At 58.7% G+C, this 18809-nt stretch carries 19 protein-coding genes; 6 read left to right on the top strand and 13 right to left on the bottom strand.

From position 1 onward, the window contains the following. Both topA and AC4GMC_RS05935 read right to left on the bottom strand, forming a co-directional pair. The coding region (gene topA, locus AC4GMC_RS05940) for a type I DNA topoisomerase (protein ID WP_490391439.1) at positions 1 to 1165 on the bottom strand (1165 nt) is incomplete at its 3' end. A 77-nt stretch (positions 1166 to 1242) separates the two neighbouring features. Continuing rightward, on the bottom strand, positions 1243 to 2829 hold the full coding sequence (locus AC4GMC_RS05935; protein WP_487878053.1) for a SulP family inorganic anion transporter: 1587 nt from the start codon (positions 2827 to 2829) through the stop codon (positions 1243 to 1245). Between the two features lie 221 nt (positions 2830 to 3050). Here AC4GMC_RS05935 and AC4GMC_RS05930 point away from each other — a divergent pair, with 221 nt between their 5' ends. Genes AC4GMC_RS05930 through AC4GMC_RS05920 form a run of 3 tightly spaced genes read left to right on the top strand, consistent with a single transcriptional unit; the run spans position 3051 to position 5143 of the window. Next, complete coding sequence (locus AC4GMC_RS05930; RefSeq protein WP_487879287.1) at positions 3051 to 3923, top strand: S-methyl-5'-thioadenosine phosphorylase; 873 nt, start codon at positions 3051 to 3053, stop codon at positions 3921 to 3923. Next, positions 3920 to 4591: a DUF2927 domain-containing protein gene (locus AC4GMC_RS05925; protein ID WP_488047507.1), complete on the top strand. Its 672-nt coding sequence runs from the start codon at positions 3920 to 3922 to the stop codon at positions 4589 to 4591. The genes AC4GMC_RS05930 and AC4GMC_RS05925 overlap by 4 nt, the downstream gene beginning before the upstream one ends. Before the next feature lie 12 nt (positions 4592 to 4603). Beyond that, positions 4604 to 5143, top strand: a complete 540-nt coding sequence (locus AC4GMC_RS05920; protein WP_487878765.1) for an adenine phosphoribosyltransferase — start codon at positions 4604 to 4606, stop codon at positions 5141 to 5143. 182 nt (positions 5144 to 5325) lie between these two features. Here the strand turns inward: AC4GMC_RS05920 and AC4GMC_RS05915 are convergent, their stop codons facing one another. From AC4GMC_RS05915 to coxB, 11 genes are all read right to left on the bottom strand, one after another. Continuing rightward, positions 5326 to 6741, bottom strand: coding sequence for an FAD-binding oxidoreductase (locus AC4GMC_RS05915; protein WP_487878377.1), 1416 nt, complete (start codon positions 6739 to 6741; stop codon positions 5326 to 5328). A gap of 41 nt (positions 6742 to 6782) precedes the next feature. Beyond that, complete coding sequence (locus tag AC4GMC_RS05910; protein ID WP_487878376.1) at positions 6783 to 7625, bottom strand: MBL fold metallo-hydrolase; 843 nt, start codon at positions 7623 to 7625, stop codon at positions 6783 to 6785. 63 nt (positions 7626 to 7688) lie between these two features. Further along, positions 7689 to 8273: a GNAT family N-acetyltransferase gene (locus AC4GMC_RS05905; RefSeq protein WP_487878375.1), complete on the bottom strand. Its 585-nt coding sequence runs from the start codon at positions 8271 to 8273 to the stop codon at positions 7689 to 7691. Further along, positions 8273 to 9535: a M16 family metallopeptidase gene (locus tag AC4GMC_RS05900; protein WP_487878374.1), complete on the bottom strand. Its 1263-nt coding sequence runs from the start codon at positions 9533 to 9535 to the stop codon at positions 8273 to 8275. Before AC4GMC_RS05900 ends, AC4GMC_RS05905 begins: the two co-directional genes overlap by 1 nt. Further along, positions 9532 to 10929, bottom strand: a complete 1398-nt coding sequence (thrC, locus tag AC4GMC_RS05895; RefSeq protein ID WP_487879289.1) for a threonine synthase — start codon at positions 10927 to 10929, stop codon at positions 9532 to 9534. Before thrC ends, AC4GMC_RS05900 begins: the two co-directional genes overlap by 4 nt. 16 nt (positions 10930 to 10945) lie before the next feature. Then, entirely contained in the window at positions 10946 to 11611 is a 666-nt protein-coding gene (locus AC4GMC_RS05890) for an SURF1 family protein (RefSeq protein WP_487878308.1), read from the bottom strand. A gap of 75 nt (positions 11612 to 11686) precedes the next feature. Further along, positions 11687 to 12490 (bottom strand): cytochrome c oxidase subunit 3, encoded by an 804-nt coding sequence (locus AC4GMC_RS05885; RefSeq protein ID WP_487878307.1) that lies wholly within the window; start codon positions 12488 to 12490, stop codon positions 11687 to 11689. Positions 12491 to 12511: 21 nt separating this feature from the next. Further along, positions 12512 to 13108 carry a cytochrome c oxidase assembly protein gene (locus AC4GMC_RS05880; protein ID WP_487878306.1) on the bottom strand — a complete coding sequence of 199 codons (597 nt, stop codon included), beginning with the start codon at positions 13106 to 13108 and terminating at the stop codon, positions 12512 to 12514. After that, positions 13105 to 13293, bottom strand: a complete 189-nt coding sequence (locus tag AC4GMC_RS05875; RefSeq protein ID WP_038004607.1) for a cytochrome c oxidase system small membrane protein — start codon at positions 13291 to 13293, stop codon at positions 13105 to 13107. The genes AC4GMC_RS05880 and AC4GMC_RS05875 overlap by 4 nt, the downstream gene beginning before the upstream one ends. Positions 13294 to 13297: 4 nt before the next feature. Further along, positions 13298 to 14236, bottom strand: coding sequence for a heme o synthase (gene cyoE / locus AC4GMC_RS05870; RefSeq protein ID WP_038004609.1), 939 nt, complete (start codon positions 14234 to 14236; stop codon positions 13298 to 13300). A gap of 63 nt (positions 14237 to 14299) precedes the next feature. Next, positions 14300 to 15193, bottom strand: coding sequence for a cytochrome c oxidase subunit II (coxB, locus tag AC4GMC_RS05865; RefSeq protein ID WP_487878175.1), 894 nt, complete (start codon positions 15191 to 15193; stop codon positions 14300 to 14302). A 168-nt stretch (positions 15194 to 15361) separates the two neighbouring features. Here coxB and tldD point away from each other — a divergent pair, with 168 nt between their 5' ends. The 3 genes from tldD (at position 15362) to dprA (ending at position 18806) form a co-directional block, all read left to right on the top strand. After that, positions 15362 to 16792: a metalloprotease TldD gene (gene tldD, locus AC4GMC_RS05860; RefSeq protein ID WP_487878176.1), complete on the top strand. Its 1431-nt coding sequence runs from the start codon at positions 15362 to 15364 to the stop codon at positions 16790 to 16792. Between the two features lie 107 nt (positions 16793 to 16899). Continuing rightward, positions 16900 to 17595, top strand: coding sequence for a VPLPA-CTERM sorting domain-containing protein (locus AC4GMC_RS05855; RefSeq protein WP_487878177.1), 696 nt, complete (start codon positions 16900 to 16902; stop codon positions 17593 to 17595). Positions 17596 to 17636: 41 nt separating this feature from the next. Then, positions 17637 to 18806: a DNA-processing protein DprA gene (gene dprA / locus AC4GMC_RS05850; protein ID WP_487878178.1), complete on the top strand. Its 1170-nt coding sequence runs from the start codon at positions 17637 to 17639 to the stop codon at positions 18804 to 18806. Positions 18807 to 18809: the final 3 nt, after the last annotated feature.

Genomic DNA, 18809 nt, shown 5'->3' with positions numbered 1-18809 from the left:
TGCGCTCAAAGCGGGCGGCTTCCATCTGGCTGGCCAGTGTCCGCTTCCAGATCAGGTCATACAGCTTGCGCTGATCCGGCTCCGAGACTTTGATCTCATCTGCGGACCGGGTCATATCCGTTGGGCGGATACATTCGTGTGCCTCTTGGGCGTTCTTGGCTTTGTTCTTGTACATGCGCGGGCTGCTGGGCACGTATTCCGCACCGTAGCGGTCCTTGATCGCGTCGCGTGCGGCGTGCACGGCCTCGGGGGCCATGTCGATGCCATCTGTCCGCATATAAGTGATCAGGCCTGCTTCATACAGACGCTGAGCCGTGGACATCGTCTGTCGCGCGCCAAAGCCAAACTTACGGCTGGCTTCTTGTTGCAGGGTCGATGTCATAAAGGGTGGGCTGGGATTGCGTGTGCCGGGCTTGGCCTCGACGCTCAGGATGCTCAGATCACGTGAGGTGATGGCCTGCACGGCCATTTCGGCATCGGTGCTGTTGCCGAGGCTGAATTTATCCAGCTTTTTGCCCGCAAATGACGTGAGGCGTGCCTCAAAAGTCTGGCCCCGCGGTGTTTCGAGCACTGCCTTTACGGTCCAGTATTCCTGAGGCTTAAAGACCTCGATCTCCATCTCACGCTCAACGATGATACGCAGGCAGACGGATTGCACTCGACCCGCAGATCGGGACCCGGGCAATTTGCGCCACAAAACGGGCGACAGGTTGAACCCAACCAAATAGTCCAAGGCGCGGCGGGCAAGGTAGGCCTCAACCAACGGTTGGTCCACTTCGCGTGGGTTTTGCATTGCTTCGGTGACGGCGGTTTTGGTGATCGCGTTGAACACAACGCGGCTGACCTTGGTATCCTTCTTGATGGACTTCCGCTTGGTCAGGGCCTCTTGCAGGTGCCAACTGATCGCTTCGCCCTCGCGATCGGGGTCGGTCGCGAGGATCAGTTCGTTGTCGTCTTTCAGCGCGTCAGCAATGGCTTTGACGTGCTTTTTGCTGTCAGAGGCGACCTCCCACAGCATCTCAAACCCCTCGTCGGGCAGGACCGAACCATCCTTGGGCGGCAGGTCCCGCACGTGGCCGTAGCTGGCCAAGACGGTGTAATCCTTGCCCAAATACGTGTTGATTGTCTTGGCTTTGGCCGGGGATTCAACAACAACAACGGGCATGAGGGCTCCTAATCAGGGCGCGAAAAGTGTTTGCGCCGCGCAACATGTGGTGCCTCGGGGGGTAGAGTCAACTGCGTCTAATGTCCACCGCCCAAGATACCGGTCCGTACCGAATAGTTTGCGGCGATGGCGTAATCGGGGTCGTCATCGCTATCGACCATCAGGTGCCCGGCCTTATTCAGCAGCGCGTGGCAATCGCGGGTTAGGTGGCGCAACTGGATGCGTTTTCCGGCGGCCTCATACTTGGCAGCGACGTTTTCGATGGCCTCCAGCGCGGATTGGTCCGCAACGCGCGATCCCGCAAAGTCGACCACAACCATTCCGGGGTCATTCTTGATGTCGAACATCTCAACAAACCCAGTGGCCGAGCCAAAGAACAAGGGCCCTTGAACTTGGTACACCTTGGCACCTTCGGGGGTTTCGTAGGTTGTCGCGTGGATACGGCGGGCGTTCTGCCATGCGTAGGCGAGGGCCGAGACGATTACACCCACGATCACCGCTACAGCAAGGTCAGTCAGGACCGTCACAACCGTCACCAAAAGGATGACGACCGCGTCTGTCAGGGGCACTTTGCGTAGGATTTTGAGGGAGTTCCAAGCGAATGTCCCGATCACCACCATGAACATCACCCCCACGAGGGCCGCGAGTGGGATTTGTTCAATCGCGGGAGAGGCCACAACGATAAACGCTAACAAAAACAGGGCCGCGGCAATGCCCGCAAGCCGCGTGCGACCGCCGGATTTCACGTTGATCATGGATTGGCCGATCATCGCGCAACCACCCATGCCGCCGAAAAAGCCGGTCACTGTGTTGGCCACACCCTGTGCGACGCATTCTTGGCTGGCGCCACCGCGTTGGCCGGTCATTTCACCCACAAGGTTGAGGGTCAGCAGGCTCTCAATCAGGCCAATTGCGGCAAGGATCAGTGCATAGGGCAGGATGATTTGGAACGTTTCAAAATTCAGCGGCACCATGGGGATGTGGAACTGCGGCAGGCCCCCCTCAATCGAAGCCAGATCGCCCACACGTGGTACGTCAATCCCGAGGCCAATCACCAAAGCTGCAACAATACCGATACCCGCCAGCGGGGCCGGGATCACCTTGGTTAGGCGCGGCATCAGGTAGATGATTCCCATGGTCAACGCTACAAGACCCAGCATCACAACCATCTGGTTGCCGGGCATCCAATTGCCCTCAGCGGTTTTGAATTGGGTCAACTGCGCAAGGAAAATTACGATCGCGAGGCCGTTCACAAAGCCCAGCATGACCGGGTGCGGCACCATGCGAATATATTTACCCCAGCGCAGAACGCCGGCTGTGATCTGCAAAAGACCCATCAAAACAACAGTCGCAAACAGGTATTCGACACCGTGTTGTGCCACCAATGCCACCATGACAACCGCCAAGGCGCCCGTTGCACCCGAAATCATGCCCGGACGGCCACCGATCACGGCTGTGATCAGGCCAACAAGGAAGGCCGCATAAAGGCCCACGAGCGGGTGAACCCCTGCGACAAAGGCGAATGCCACGGCTTCGGGCACCAGTGCCAGCGCCACGGTGAGCCCCGACAAAAGGTCAGTGCGAATCTGCGCCGGAGTGAGGGGCGTGCCGCCGGAGGGTGTTGCAAAACGGGGCGCAAGCGCCGCCAAGAGGGTGCGTGACATAGAGCGAAAACCTATGGGGATGATAGTCTGGAGTGATCTCTTGGTGCCCGCCTAACACACAACGCCCAAAAAACACAACGTTTGCGTGCGCAAACGCCATGGACGTGGTGCAGCCTAGGCCTTTGAGGGGGCCTTTGGGCCGTATCGCAAGGGACGCGTTGCAATAAGATCCGCTCTGGGTGATGTTCCACGCGATTTTCGACAATGAAAAAGGCTGCCAGATGGTAGGACAGGCAAAGATTGGCATTATCGGCGGCTCTGGTGTTTATGACATCGACGGGCTGGAGGATGCGGCGTGGGTCACGGTCGAAACACCGTGGGGTGCCCCGTCTGATGCCCTTTTGACAGGGCGGCTTGATGGGGTTGAAATGGTGTTTTTGCCCCGTCACGGACGGGGCCATGTCCATTCGCCCAGCACTGTACCGTACCGCGCCAATATCGACGCGCTCAAGCGGCTGGGTGTTACGGATGTGATCGCCGTATCGGCCTGTGGGTCCTTTCGCGAAAACATGGCGCCGGGCGATTTTGTCATGGTAGATCAATTCATTGACCGAACGTTTGCGCGGGAAAAGTCGTTCTTTGGGACGGGCTGTGTGGCGCATGTGTCCGTAGCACATCCTATTTGCGAACGTCTGCGCGAAGCGTGCTTGTTGGCGGGCCGCGCACAGGGCGTGACGTGCCATGATGGTGGGACATACCTCGCGATGGAGGGACCGCAGTTTTCCACCGTGGCCGAAAGCAAAATGTACCGCGAAAGTTGGGGCGCGGACGTGATCGGGATGACCAACATGCCGGAGGCAAAACTCGCGCGGGAGGCCGAGTTGTGCTATGCATCTGTCGCGATGATCACCGATTTTGACAGTTGGCACCCCGACCACGGGGCCGTGCAAATCAACGACATTATCGCTACGCTGGGGGCGAATTCGGCCAACGCTCGGGGTCTTGTGGCGCGTCTGCCCGCGATGTTGCGTGCACGGGATGTCTGTGCGCACGGCTGCGACCACGCGCTGGAACATGCCATTATGACAGCCCCTGATAAACGGGACCCTGCGGTTTTGGCCAAGCTGGATGCGGTTGCGGGGCGCGTACTGTGAGGCATTGGTTGGCCGCAATCTTCGTTTGGCTGACGTGTCCAGCGGCCGCGCAGGAGTTTATTCAAACCGACGCATTGCTGAGTGATGATGCGTTTTACAGACTGGTGGCGTGTGCGGCCCCGCCCGGTGCGGATTGTAGCAAGCCGATGATCTATTGGCCGCAAGATAAACGCAGCGCCCTTCGAGTTGGTTTTGTGACCAAGACCCCCGCCCTCGCGCCGTGGCAAGAGCGGATCTATACCCGCGCGTTGATGGAGGCGGTCGCGGAAATCAACAAAGTGGGTGGCGGGATACAGCTAAAGGTCGCGGCCCCCACGGACACCATCCCCCCCGATATTGCACTGCATGTGCTCGATACCCGCCCTGGCGAGGAGATGGTAAACACCGGCGTTCCTGTCCTTGAGGGGCGCGTTTTGTCTTTGGGCCAAGTCATGGTCCGTGCGCGCAACAGTTGGATTGACCAAGCAGTGATTTCCATGTCAGTGGACACCCCGCGGCGGGCAATTGCGTCTGTGGTGCTAGAGGAAGTTGTTCAGGCGCTGGGCCTGATGACGGATATCCGCTCACCGGTGTATCGTCGCTCAGTTTTTTCTGAGGATAGCAACTCGGGTACACGGTTGCGCGGTCAGGATGCGATGGCCATCCGCCGGCATTATCCTCCTACGTGAAAGGCACGTTCCATGGCCAACCATAAGCATGTGCGCGATTATATCCGCACGATCCCCGATTTCCCCCACGAAGGCATTCTGTTTCGCGATGTCACGTCGTTGTTTGCTGATCCGCGTGGGTTGCGTTTGGCGGTGGATCAATTGCTGGCCCCCTACGCGGGAGAGCGGATTGATGCCGTAGTCGGGCTAGAGGCGCGGGGCTTTATTCTTGGCGGTGCCGTGGCGCACCAGTTGGGTACGGGCTTCGTGCCGGTACGCAAGGCGGGCAAACTGCCTGGCGCCGTACATGCACAGGATTATGAACTGGAATACGGCTCGGCCACCGTAGAAATCCACCAAGACGCGTTGGAACCCGGTGCGCATGTCCTCGTTGTGGATGATCTTTTGGCCACCGGTGGCACCGCAAAGGCCGGTATAAGCCTGATCGAAAAGCTGGGTGCTCAGGTCATTGCCTGCGCCTTTGTGATTGATCTGCCAGAGCTTGGCGGCCGCAAACTGCTTGAGGGAATGGGCATGGATGTTCACACCATCTGCGATTTTGACGGGATTTGAAACGTGCACAAAGGCGCTTGTTTTTCCGGAATGGTAACGCTTCGTTAACCAATAATGCGCTAACGTTTACGTGTGGCAGTCACCCAACTGCCGCTGCTTGCCCCATCCTAGACACGCTCCGCTGTTCCCCCCGCGGAGCGTGTCGTTTTTGGGCGGGGCCATATACACATCATTAGGGCGTGTTAACGCGTCGGCAGGACGGCACCGGGGTTCATAATGCCTATCGGATCAAGGGCTGCCTTGATCGCGCGCATCGCCACCAGTTTGCCCGGATCGCCATAGTGCTCTAGGTCGGCAACCTTTGTGCGCCCAATCCCATGCTCCGCTGAGATTGATCCCCCCATTTCGTGGACAAGATCATGCACGCAGGCCTTGATCGCGGGGCGAAGGTTGTCGTGATCTGATCTGGATTTCCCGCGCACCGGAAAAACGTTGTAGTGCAGGTTGCCGTCGCCAAGGTGGCCAAAGCAATTGATCCGCCAATCTCCCAGTTCAGCCAGCCGCCCCGGGGCCTCGGCGATAAAGCCGGGGATGGCCGCGATGGGCACAGATATATCGTGGCTCGAAACCGAACCGATCCGACGATTGGCTTCAGGTATTTGTTCACGAATAGCCCAAAACGCGCCGCGTTGGGTTTCTGACTGCGAAATCACACCATCGCTTACCAGCCCGGCTTCAAAGGCCTCGGCAAAAAGGGCTTCAAGCGCGTCTTGGGCTACAAGCGTGCCGGATGTGCCGACGTCAATCAGGACCATCCATTCGGGCGGGGTCTCAAATGGGGCACGCACGTCTGGACCAACCTCTGCGAGGAAATCCAATCCCATACGGTGCATCAATTCAAAGGCAGAAATCGCCTCGCCTAGGTGTTTCCGTCCAAGTGAAAGCAGCTCAAGCGCGGCCTTGGGGCCCGGCACCGCCAAAAGCGCGGTGGCCTGCGATGATGGGCGCGGGACCAATTTGAGCGTGGCCGCCGTGATAATACCCAGCGTGCCCTCTGAGCCAATCAGAAGGTGACGCAGATCATAGCCTGTGTTATTTTTGCGCAGCGCCGAGAGCCCGTGGTGGATTGTGCCGTCGGGGAGGACAGCCTCAATCCCCAGAACAAGGTCACGGGTGTTGCCATAACGCAGAACGTTCACACCGCCCGCGTTGGTCGCGAGGTTGCCGCCAATCCGTGCGGACCCCTGAGAGGCCAGCGACAAGGGAAACAGTCGATCCACATCTGCGGCGGCCTTTTGGATGGTCTCAAGGATGGCACCGGCCTCAACCACCATATTGAACCCATCAGGATCAATGCTGCGGATGGCTGTCATACGCTCCATCGATAGGATCACTGGCTTCGGCCCGTCTGGGGCCATTTGTCCGCCCACCAGCCCAGTGCCGCCGCCATATGGCACCACGCCCACGCGTGCGTCATTGCAAATGCGCAAGACTGTAGCGACCTCGTCTGTGGTGCTGGGTGCAATCAGCAGCCCCCCCGCCGAGGCATAACGTCCACGCGGTTCCTCTAGGTATGCGGGGGTCAGGTCACGAAAACAGGCGGTGGGCAGGGCTGCGTGCAACGCAGCCTCGGCGGTATCAAAGGGATGCAAGGTCATGTGTGGGGAACTACGCAGCTCGTTAGGGAAGGCCAGTGTATTTAGTCGGTTGTTGGGGTGTTCAGCCATTGCGGCATCAGCACGCGCACTGTGGGCTGTGAGGGTAGGTTCCGCAAGGAGACTTCCATGCTGTGCGCGCCGTCGCGTTCAATCACAAAGCCCTCCGCCGCCATGCCTTCGAGAAAACGGTCAAGTGACGAGAGTGAGAACCAATGCATCGGGATAACCAGTGATGACCGCAAGCGGGCCACAATCGCGGTCATGGTTTCGAGTGGAACGGTAAAGCCGCCGTCGATTGGGGCCATCACCACATCCAAGCGTCCGATTGCGGCATATTGGGCGGCGTTGGGTTCATGGTGCAGGTGCCCCAAATGCCCGATGCACAATCCGCCCACCTCAAACACAAAGACGGAGTTGCCGTTTTCAATCCGCCCGTTGTCAAACCGATTGCGGATATCGGTCGAGACTGAGCGGACCAGCATTTCGCCCAGATCAAGGTGGTGGTTGGCGGGCATGCCGCGCGTCTCGGACCAACCGCGCAGTACATGGGGGATTGCAGGATCTGGGAAGTCGGTGAAATGCGTTGTGTGCGCGCGGTTCATCGTGACCACGTCTGGGATCATCGGGGTTGCCCCCAGAGATCCGGAATAGTCCGTGACCAGTCGCAGTCCGCCGTGGGTTTCGATCAGGAACATCGCATGATCGATAAAGTGGATGCGGGTGGTGAATTCGTCAGGCAGGGGGGAGCCGTAGGCAGCCTTTTGGATGTACTCCAACCCGGGTGCTGCGTCAGCGATGGCAATGCAATGACTGGCCCTGCGGTCTTGCGCAGCGGCGGCAAACGGCAGGGCAAGCAATAGGCAGGTCGCGAATAATCTCAGCATCAAGGCACTCCTCTATCCAACCGAAAAGATAGAGCAGTGCTGCCCACTGGCAATTGCGCGTCTCTAGCCCGCGTCCGTGCGGCCCCGTCGGTCATGGCGTAGGTTGGCATACAATACATGGGTGCGCCAACGGTTCGCGATCTGCAGATAGCTTTGTGCGACGCCCTCGTATTTGAACCCACAGTGTTCCAGCACCCCACGCGACGGGGTGTTTTCGGGCAAACACGCGGCCTCAATCCGGCTCAGATCGAGGGCATGAAACGCATGGTGCACGGTCGCCTTGATCGCCTCGGACATATAACCTTGGCGGGCAAAGGGCGCGCCAATCCAATACCCCAGCGTGCCTGATTGCGCGGGCCCCCGGCGGATATTGTCCAGCGTAAGGGCCCCCATCAGCGCACCATCTTGGCGGCGTTCTAGAAACAGCGCCATGGCCGATCCGTTTGTCCACGCCCGCTGCGCCCAATAGATGCGGTTGGTAAACGCCTTGCGCGTTAGATGATCGGCCGCCCAAGCGGGTTCCCACGGTTGTAGAAAGTCGGCAGACTGGGCGCGCAAGCCTGTCCACGCACGAAAGTCACTGTGCGCGGGCAGGCGGAGCGTCATACGCTCGGTCTCTATCCTGACTTTCCGCGTGCGGCCCAGCATTAGGCGATCAGCCGCTCCACGAGGGTATCGCGGTGGGGCATGTCACTGACGGGTCCATAGCTTGCGATCGCGGGGGTGGCCTGGGCGCAAAGTGCTGCGGCATGGGCGCGGACAGCGGCGGCGTCCACGGCGTCAATCTTGGCCACTGATTCCTCAAGCGGGGGCACCCGATCCCATATCGCAACCACACGGGCCAAACGCTCTGCGCGCGAAGACGGGCTTTCGAGGCCCATCAGCATACCAGCCTTCATTTGTGCCCGTGCGCGGTCGACCTCAACGGCTGAGATATCATCGCCCGCGCGCTTTAGCTCATCAATGATGAGGTGGGTCAGGCCCGCTACATCCTCAGCGCCGGTGCCCGCATAGACGGTCATCATGCCGCTATCGTTAAATGCGCCGACTTGAGCAAAGATCGTATAGCACAGGCCGCGTTTTTCGCGCGCCTCTTGGAATAGGCGCGATGACATCCCGCCGCCCAAGGCCGCTGCATAAATCTGTGCGGTGTAGATTTCATCGTCGCGGTAGCCGGGTTGTTCAAACGCGAGGGCCACGTGCGCCTGTTCCAAGGTTTTGACCTGTTGGAACGCACCGCCTTTGAACTGCGCGGGCTGGGCCAGCCCTGCCGTACCGGGCGTCAGGTGGCCAAAGGTCGCCTCAGCCAGTCGCACCAATGCGTCGTGATCGACGGCACCGGCTGCTGAAAGGATCATTTGTTCAGGGCCGTAGTGTTCGTTCACAAAGCCCGAAAGGTCTGTGCGGCCAAAGGCCTTTACCCGCTCGGAGGGGCCAAGGATCGTGCGGCCAATCGGTTGCTCGGGATACGCGGCCTCTTGGAGCCAATCAAAGATAATGTCGTCGGGTGTATCGAGCGATTGGCCGATCTCTTGCAGGATCACGCCGCGCTCAACCTCGATCTCACGGTCGTCAAAGGTGGGGTTCAGCAAGATGTCCGAGATCAGGTCAACGGCCAATGGCACGTCGTCCTTAAGAACGCGGGCATAATAGGCTGTCACCTCACGGGAAGTGTAGGCGTTGATATAGCCACCCACGTCCTCAATTTCTTCTGCAATTTGCAGCGCGCTGCGCCGTGCCGTGCCCTTGAACGCCATATGCTCCAGAAAATGGGCGATGCCGTTCTGCTCTAGCCGCTCATGGCGGCCCCCGGCGCTGACCCAGATGCCAACGGCAGCGGATTGCAGCCCCGGCATATATTCGGTCACAACGCGAAAGCCGTTGGAAAGGCGGTGAACTTGCGTGCTCATTGATGGGTTCCTACGCTGATCCGGGCGCGGATCAACTCTTCGAGGGCGGTGAGATCATTCTCGACGCGGGTCACGCGTTCGGGCCGGTCAAATAGATCGGCCATGCGGGGGGGCAGCGCGGGGTGGTGCCCGGTCGCGTCTTTGACGGCGGCGGGGAATTTCGCAGGGTGCGCAGTCGCCAACGTGACCATCGGCGTAGCGCCTTGGTGGTCTTCGGCGACCTTTACCCCAATGGCAGAGTGGGGGCACAAAACCTCGCCCGTGCGCGCCAAGGCATCGGTGATCATGGCAGAGGTGTCTTCCTCGGACACACGGCCCGAGGCGTAGATATCGCGCAAAGTTTCCAGCGCACCTTGGGAGACATGGAAGCCCCCGGCCTTTAGCTCTGCCATCAATTGCGAGACGGCCGCGCCATCACGGTCATAGGCATCGAACAACGCGCGCTCAAAGTTGGAAGACACCTGAATGTCCATCGACGGGCTGATCGAGGGGATCACACTGTCGGTCACATAGCCGCCGGTCATTAGGCACCGGTGCAGGATGTCGTTTTGGTTGGTCGCGACGACCAGTTTTTCGACCGGCAGACCCATACGCTTGGCAATATAGCCGGCAAAGATGTCGCCAAAGTTCCCGGTGGGCACCGTAAAGCTGATGGGGCGATGTGGTGCGCCAAGCGACACTGCGGATGAGAAATAGTATACGACCTGCGCCAAAACCCGCGCCCAGTTGATGGAGTTCACGCCAGCCAACCGTACGCCATCGCGGAAGTCGAAGTCGTTGAACATGTCCTTCAGGCGTGCCTGACAATCATCAAAGTCACCCGTCAGCGCGAGAGCGTGGACGTTGTCCTCGGTCGGCGTGGTCATTTGGCGGCGTTGCACCTCAGAGACACGTCCATGAGGATAGAGGATGAACACATCCACATTCGACAGGCCACGGAATGCCTCAATCGCGGCAGAGCCAGTGTCGCCAGAGGTCGCGCCAACGATGGTCACGCGCTTGCCACTGCGGCTCAGCGCCTCTTGGAACATCTGACCGATCAGCTGCATAGCGAAATCTTTGAACGCCAGCGTTGGCCCGTGGAACAGTTCCAACAGGAAATGGTTCGGGGCCAGTTGCACCAGTGGCGCGCGAGCATCATGGCCAAAACCCGCATAGGCCTTGGCAATTAGGTCCGCAAAAACCTCATCCGTAAAGGTATCGCCCACAAAGGGACGCATGACCCGGAAGGCGATTTCTTCATAGGACAGGCCCGCCATCGCCGCGATATCACCATGGCTCAGCGTTGGGATTGTCTCAGGTACGTACAGCCCGCCATCCCGGGCGAGGCCCGTCAGCATCGTGTCTTCAAAGCTCAGAGCGGGGGCGTTGCCGCGGGTTGAGATATATCGCATCACACAGGCCTGTTTTTCATGGTTTCCGCCTCATACGCCACATCCAAAGGAGTGTCATCCCCAACCACACAGCCGCAAGGCCGAACCACGTGATGGCATAGCTGAGGTGGTCGTTGGGTATGGTGCCGCTGTCGACGGGATACGGGGTAAGGGCGCGCTGCGTCGGCGTGGTTTCGCGCGCAATAATCAGCGTAGGTTCTGCACCAAGATGTGCGGCCATGGTGGGAACATCGCGCGCAAACCAAATGGCGCGGTTGGTGTCGGTTTCGGGGGTTGAGGAATTGATCTCATTGGGCCAATGCAGGTTGCCGGTGACCGTGACGTCGCGGTCTGCGCGCATGGCATCCTTTAGCTCAAGCGGGAGAAACCCCAGATCGACCATGATGCGGCGACCGTCCAGATCGAGCGCTTGGATCACGCGGTAGCCCGCGCCAAGGCCCTTGGCTGACGCCAACACATGTATTTCCGGACCCGTCAGCGTGCCGGCGGCGGTGACGGCAAGGTACTTGTCGGCCTCTTCCGTGGGGGCAGCAGGCAGGGGGGCAGGGGCATCAAAGATGCGCGCGTCGATCTCTGCGAGGATCGCGTTTTTCCACGCGAGGCGTTCAACCTGCCACATCCCAAGCGACAGCAGAACACCACAGCCGATCAGGCCGAGCAGGACAGGAAAGATAAAGCGCATGGATGTCACCCTTTCAACGAAAAGCAGCGCGAGGTTCCCCCCGCGCTGCAAAAGCTGCGTGTTGTTGCGGCGGACCTAGAGGCCCCAGATATAGACCGCAAAGAACAGGAACAACCAGACAACGTCCACAAAGTGCCAGTACCATGCGGCGGCTTCAAAACCGATGTGACGCTCGGCAGTGAAGTGACCTGCACGGACGCGCAGATAGCAGACGAATAGGAAGATCGTCCCGATTACGACGTGCAGACCGTGGAAGCCCGTTGCCATGAAGAAGTTGGCGAAGAACTTGTCGCCGCCGAATGTCCAGTCTTGGTCGACGAGCAGGTAGCGGTATTCGTAGGCTTGGAAGAACGTGAATACGACGCCGAGGATAACAGCAGCCAGCAGGCCATGTTCAACGTCGCGGCGTGGGCCGCCGTGAACCAGTGCGTGGTGTGCCCATGTGACCGCAGCACCCGACAGCAGCAAGATCAGCGTGTTGATCAGGGGCAGGTGCAGGGGGTCAACCTGGTAGAACTCTGGCGGCACGTAGGTGGACCCTACATACTCGTTCATCGGATAGATCGTGTGCTTGAAAAAGCTCCAGAACCATGCGGCGAAGAACATAACTTCGGACATGATAAAGAAGATAAACCCATAGCGAAGGCCGATTTGAACCACGGGTGTGTGGTCGCCTGCGTGGCTTTCGCGGATAACGTCAGCCCACCATGCGTACATTGTGAACAGAACCGCTACAAAACCCATGCCGAACAGGTAGGGGCCGGAGCCGTGCATCCAAAGCACTGCCCCGAATAGCATGACGAAGCCGCCCACAGAGCCCACGAAGGGCCACACCGAGGGTGGCAGGATGTGATAGTCGTGATTTTTGGCACCAGCCATGGGTGTCCCTCCGGTCTTCTTTTAGTTTGTCTGTGTCTGCGGCGTGAACGTCGTCACACCGGCGAATTCTTCGGGCATGTCCGTCACGTGGAACGTGTAGGACAGGGTAATTTCGGAAATGCTCTTGGCTTCTATGTCGTCGACCATGTCGGGGTCCACATAGAATGTCACGGGCATTGTGATCCGCTCACCGGGCATCAAAACTTGCTCTTGAAAGCAGAAGCATTCGATCTTGGCAAAATACAGGCCAGCGGCAAAGGGGGCCACGTTGTAGCTGGCGGTGCCGGCCACGGGCTTGTCGGTTGGGTTGTAGGCCTCATAGAAGGCGAGGCCGGTTTCACCAATGCGGATTTCCATCTCGCGCTGGACGGGCTTGAACTCCCACGGCATATCACTCGCCTTGGAGGCATCGAAGCGTACGTTGATCATGCGATCCAGTAATTCGATGTTGGAGCCGTCCGAGATAGCGGTTGTCCCGCCATAGCCTGTCACGCGGCAAAACAGATCGTACAAGGGTACTGACGCCCAGCCGAGCGAGCCCATGCCGATAACCACCGCAGTCGTTTGTGCGACGACGCGGCCATTGTCTGACAACCCTCTGAACCAGCTAAGGATCATTGCGTATCCTCCACCGTAATTGCGGGACGTGACACATGGTCAAACGCTTCGGCGAATTCGCCGTTTGTGACCTTAACAACGGTCAGGCCAAAGACGATGCCAACAAGCCCGATCAAAACAGCCAAAAGGCCGAAGTTTCGGCCAGAGCGGCGTTCGTGCAGTTCGTGATCTTTGTGAAATGCCATTGCCTTACCAGCCTCCCAAACCGACGAGCTTTAGCGCGGCCTCTGCCAAGAGGACCCCAAAGTTCGCAAATAGGTATAGGATCGAGAATTTGAAGACTTTCTTCTCAACGGCATACTCGTCGCCCTCGGAGGTCGCTTCGTCGCGGCGCCAGATGTCCCACGCGCCTTTTAGGAAGATCGCGTTCAGAACCGTGAATACCACCAGCGTCATTGGACCACCGACAGAGGAAAGTGCCGTCCAGATAGCAACAGGGGCCAGTGCAACTGTGTACCACCAGATGTGGCGGCGGGTTTCCTTGCGACCGTGGGTTACGGTTAGCATCGGCACCTTTGCTTGGTGGTAGTCGGACTTCATGAAAAGCGCCAGCGCCCAGAAATGGGGGGGCGTCCACATGAAGATCAGGCCAAACATCAGCGCTGCTTCGATTGAAATTGAGCCGGTCGCGACAACCCAGCCGATCATCGGAGGGAACGCACCAGCGGCGCCCCCGATCACGATGTTCTGTGGTGTCGAGCGTTTGAGCCACATGGTGTAAACCACCGCGTAGAAAAAGATCGTAAAGGCCAGCAGGCCCGCAGCCATCCAGTTCGCGGTCAGGCCCAGCATCACTACGGATAGGACCGAAAGGAACAGGCCGATGGCCAATGCTTCGCGTGCGGTCACCTTGCCAGCAGGCACGGGACGCTTCGCGGTGCGCTTCATGACGCGGTCGATATCCGCATCGTACCACATGTTCAGCGCGCCCGACGCGCCTGCGCCGACAGCGATGAACAAAACAGCAGCAAAGGATTCGAACGGATGGAGCGCCGTAGGTGCGACCAGAACGCCGACCAAGGCGGTGAATACCACCAGTGACATCACACGGGGTTTCAGCAGGGCGAAATAATCGCCGAACGAAGCCTCGGGGCTTTCTACTTGGGTAGTGTAGCTTGCGTCACTCATGCCGGCGGGCTCCCATCCGGGGTTAAAAGGCGCGGCAGCTTATGCCGCCGCGCTAAGAGCAGTTTACCAGGCGTAGGTATCGCCTTCTTTAACCATCGCGAGCCATTCTGCGTAAGCGTCCTCAGACACGACTTTGACAGTGATGGGCATGTAGGCGTGGTCTTTGCCGCAGAGTTCGGAACACTGGCCGAAGTAAATGCCTTCGCGCTCAGCCGAGAACCAAAGTTGTGCGAGGCGACCTGGAACACCATCCTGCTTCACGCCGAAGGCTGGGATCGTCCAAGAGTGGATCACGTCACCGGCGGTCACTTGCATGACGACGGTTTTGTTCACAGGCACTACAACTGCGGTATCTGTGGCCAAAAGCCATTCATCGCGCGAATAGCCGTACTCTTCGAGCATACCTTCCATCGCGGGCGACAGAACGAAAGGCTGTGCGCCTGCATCTTCGGCAGCGTCTGTCATGGTGGCGGGGTGGCCGACCATGTAGCTGTCGAAGGACACGTCTTCGTCCACGTACTCATAGTTCCAGTACCACTGTAGGCCTGTCACTTTGATGTAGATGTCACCTTCTGGAATGGTCTGCTGTTTGAACAGCACTGGCAGCGAGAAACCACCGATCAGAACCAGAATACCAACGGGAATGATCGTCCAAGCGACTTCGAGTGTGGAGTGGTGGGTGAAGGTTGCGGGCTTGTCGTTCCGCTTTTCGTTGTAGCGCACGATGACCCAGATCAGCAGCGCCGTTACAAACAGCGAGATCACAGTGATGATCACCAGCAGGAACATGTTCAACCACTGCAAGTCACGGGCAAGTTCCGTGGAAGCAGGTTGCATCCCAATAGCGCCTGGCTTCGGCGAACCGATGATAGGCAAATCCTGTGCGTGGGCTTGGAGCGCGACAAGGCTCGCGCCGGCGGCGGCCGAAAGGCCGGCCATTTTATTGGCTAAAGTCATTCAAATCGTCCTGTTGTCCGGGTTCCCGCTGTCTTGAACGGTCGTTGCAGGAATCCCCGTTGCGTCCTGTGGCGTGTGAACCATATCTTAGAGGGCAAATGCAAGCCGCCCGGCGCCAATCCAACCATTGATTGAATCTCGGGGTGTAGCGAAATCAAGGAGTTAGCCGTGGCAGCCGTAAAAAGTGAGACATTTCGTCCCTTCGAGACCAAAGTTGATTTGGATCAAAGCCTTTCCCTGCTGCGGGAAACGCTCGTGGGTGCTGACGACGGAGAGTTGTTTTTCGAGCGCCGTCGCTCTGAGGTTTTGGTGTTTGATGACGGGCGTGTAAAGAATGCCAGCTATGATGCGTCTGAGGGTTTTGGCCTGCGGGCGGTGCGTGGTGAGACGGCGGGTTACGCCCATTCCACCGAGATTTCCGAGCAGGCCTTGCGCCGCGCAGCGGAGACCGCGCGATTGGCTGTGGGTGCGGGCGGCGGGACTCTCGCTGATGCGCCGCAAGCGACCAATAAACGGCTCTACACAGATGAGGACCCGATGGCGGGGGCCGCGTTCAATGTAAAAGTAGACACCCTCCGGGAGATCGATGACTTTGCGCGTGGTCTGGACGGGCGGGTTGTTCAGGTGGCGGCTTCTATGGCTGCCTCGATCCAAGAGGTCGAAATTTTGCGTCCTGAGGGCACTCACGTCCGCGATGTGCGCCCCATGGTGCGCCTGAACATCAGCATTATTGTGGAGCATGAAGGTCGCCGCGAAACCGGATCGGCCGGGGGCGGTGGCCGTGTGGGCCTGACGGGCCTGATCGGGCGCGACCATTGGGAAAGTGTTGCCCGCGAAGCGTTACGGGTGGCCGTGGTCAACCTGCGCGCGGAACCTGCGCCTGCGGGGGTGATGGACGTGGTGTTGGGCGCAGGCTGGCCGGGCATTTTGCTGCATGAGGCCGTGGGCCATGGGCTTGAGGGCGATTTCAACCGCAAAGGGACATCCGCGTTTGCCGGCCTTATGGGCGAACGTGTTGCGGCGCCGGGCGTCACTGTGTTGGATGACGGCACGATCCCGGATCGGCGCGGTTCCATCACCGTGGATGACGAGGGCACGCCAAGTGCCAAGAACACTTTGATCGAAGACGGTATCCTTGTGGGCTATATGCAGGATCGTCAAAACGCGCGCCTTATGGGGGTGGCGGCCACTGGCAACGGACGGCGCGAAAGCTACGCGCACACACCGATGCCGCGTATGACCAACACCTATATGCTCGGCGGAGACGCTGCCCCCGCAGATATTGTCGCGGACCTAAAGGACGGAATCTATGCGGTGGGTTTCGGGGGCGGTCAGGTAGATATCACCAATGGCAAGTTCGTGTTTTCCTGCACCGAAGCCTACCGGGTCAAAGACGGCAAGGTCGGCGCTCCGGTGAAAGGGGCAACCTTGATCGGTGACGGCGCGACAGCGTTGAAACACATCCAAGCCATCGGCAACGATATGGCGCTAGATCCTGGTATGGGGAACTGTGGCAAAGCTGGCCAATGGGTGCCCGTGGGTGTTGGGCAGCCCACGCTCAAGATCGGTGGGCTAACGGTCGGCGGGTCCCAGACGTAAGCCGCGAGAAATTGGCGCATTGCTTTGAGGGTTGAAATATCTGAACAATTAATCGGCGTTAACGATTTATTAACCTTAGTTAACGCTGGTTTTTGAAAGGTATTATTATGTTTTCATTGCTTTGCGCGCGATCTCGCGCGGCTATCGTTGCTTTAGTAGTAAGTGTTTTGCCTACAGTTTCTGTGGCCTCAACCGTAGATATTTTTTCTCTATCCTTGCGCGGGACTATCGAAGAAAAATTTCCATCCGGTCGTGAAAGCAGTCCTGTATTGGCGCCACTTTTGGCCAAGACTATCGACTGGTCCTTTTCGATGCCATCGGACAGAGGCCGAGGCTTTGTTGGGAATACCGTCTTTTCGTTCAACGGATCAGACCCTTTACGGGCGTGGAGTTCGGGCGGCAAAACTGGCGGTTTTATTTATCGAAACACACCTCAGGGTCTTGAAATTGAGCTTTCATTTGGAACGGGGCGGCTACCCGATGGGGGGATTCATGATCGCTACAATCAATTCAGACTGAAACTGGTCGATACAGATGCTTCGGTGCCTCTTGTTGATGGCCGTCCAACCACAATGGAAATGGCTGATTTCGAGGAGGCCGGCATCGTGGTTACCAGTTCAATTTGGGTCACAGCCCCGGGTGCGAAAAGGTATTGGGAAACTCGGTACTCCACATATGCGTCCGTAGAATCTCTTACTTTTCAAGGCCAACTCGTTGCCCCCGTCCCACTGCCGGCCTCTGCCCCGTTGCTTATGGTTGCAGTGGCTGGAATGGTTGCATTTCGCCGCCGATCACGCAGCTAACCTTCATAAAGAATTAACCATGCCTGCCTAGCTTGGCGGGCATGAATTACGACACTCCCGAGTTTCTATCCACTGCCGACACGGATGGCTTTGCCGAGCCTCCGCGTCCGTTTTCCGCGCAACCAGTTACCGATGTTGAGGACAAGTTTGCACGACTGCAATTGATACGGTCCCGGCGAGTTGGACCTGCGACGTACCGGCGTCTTATGGCGGAGCACGGCAGTGCCGCTGCCGCGCTTGGGGTCTTGCCCGATGTGGCACAGGAAGCAGGTGTGAAGGGCTATCAGATCTGCCCTGAGGGCGTTATTCGCGCTGAGATTAAGGCCGCGCAAAAAATCGGCGCGCGGCTATTGTGCCTTGGTGATGCTGAATATCCAGCAAAGCTTGCGGAGGTCGCGGATGCGCCGCCAGCGCTGTGGGCATTGGGTGATAGGGCACTGTTAACCAAGCCAAAGGTGGCGCTGGTGGGAACACGCAATGCATCGTCCTTGGCCGGGCGGATGGCGCGCAAATTGGCTCAGGACTTAGGGGCCACGGGGATTGTCACGGTGTCAGGCATGGCACGGGGCGTCGACACCGCTGTTCATCAAGCCAGCCTTGAAACCGGCACCATTGCGGTGCTCGGTGGGGGCGTCGATGTGATCTATCCAGTTGAAAACGCGGTCCTTGGTGACGCGATCGCGGCACAAGGTTTGCGTCTATCCGAGGCACCCATGGGCCACCAACCACAGGCGCGTGATTTCCCTAGGCGCAACAGGATTATCTCGGGGCTAGCGCCTGTTTTGGTCGTGGTTGAAGCGGCCCTGAAATCAGGCTCAATGATCACGGCGCGGGCCGCGTTGGACCAAGGGCGTGAGGTTCTTGCAGTGCCGGGTCATCCGCTGGATACGCGAACCTCGGGCTGTAATGCACTACTGCGCGACGGCGCGACTTTGGTGCGCAGTGCGGAGGATATCCTTGATATACTCGACACCATGACCGCCCCGCCTGAACCCGTGCAAAGTGCGCTGTCATTGGAGCCACTGGCTTCCACGCACACCATCCCGCCGGATCAAATCATAGCACTTTTGGCGATTACACCAGTGGCCGAAGATCAGTTGGCCCGCGATCTCGGGATGGAGCTTTCGGCCTTTAGTGCACTGGTTGCACCGCTGGAGCTATCCGGGCAGATTTCGCGCGCACCGGGGGGGCTGCTATCGCTTGCGAGTTGAAGC

The organism is Thalassobacter sp., assembly GCF_982993085.1.
The sequence above is the reverse complement of the archived record's forward strand: the minus strand, read 5'-3'. Positions and strand labels throughout refer to the sequence as shown.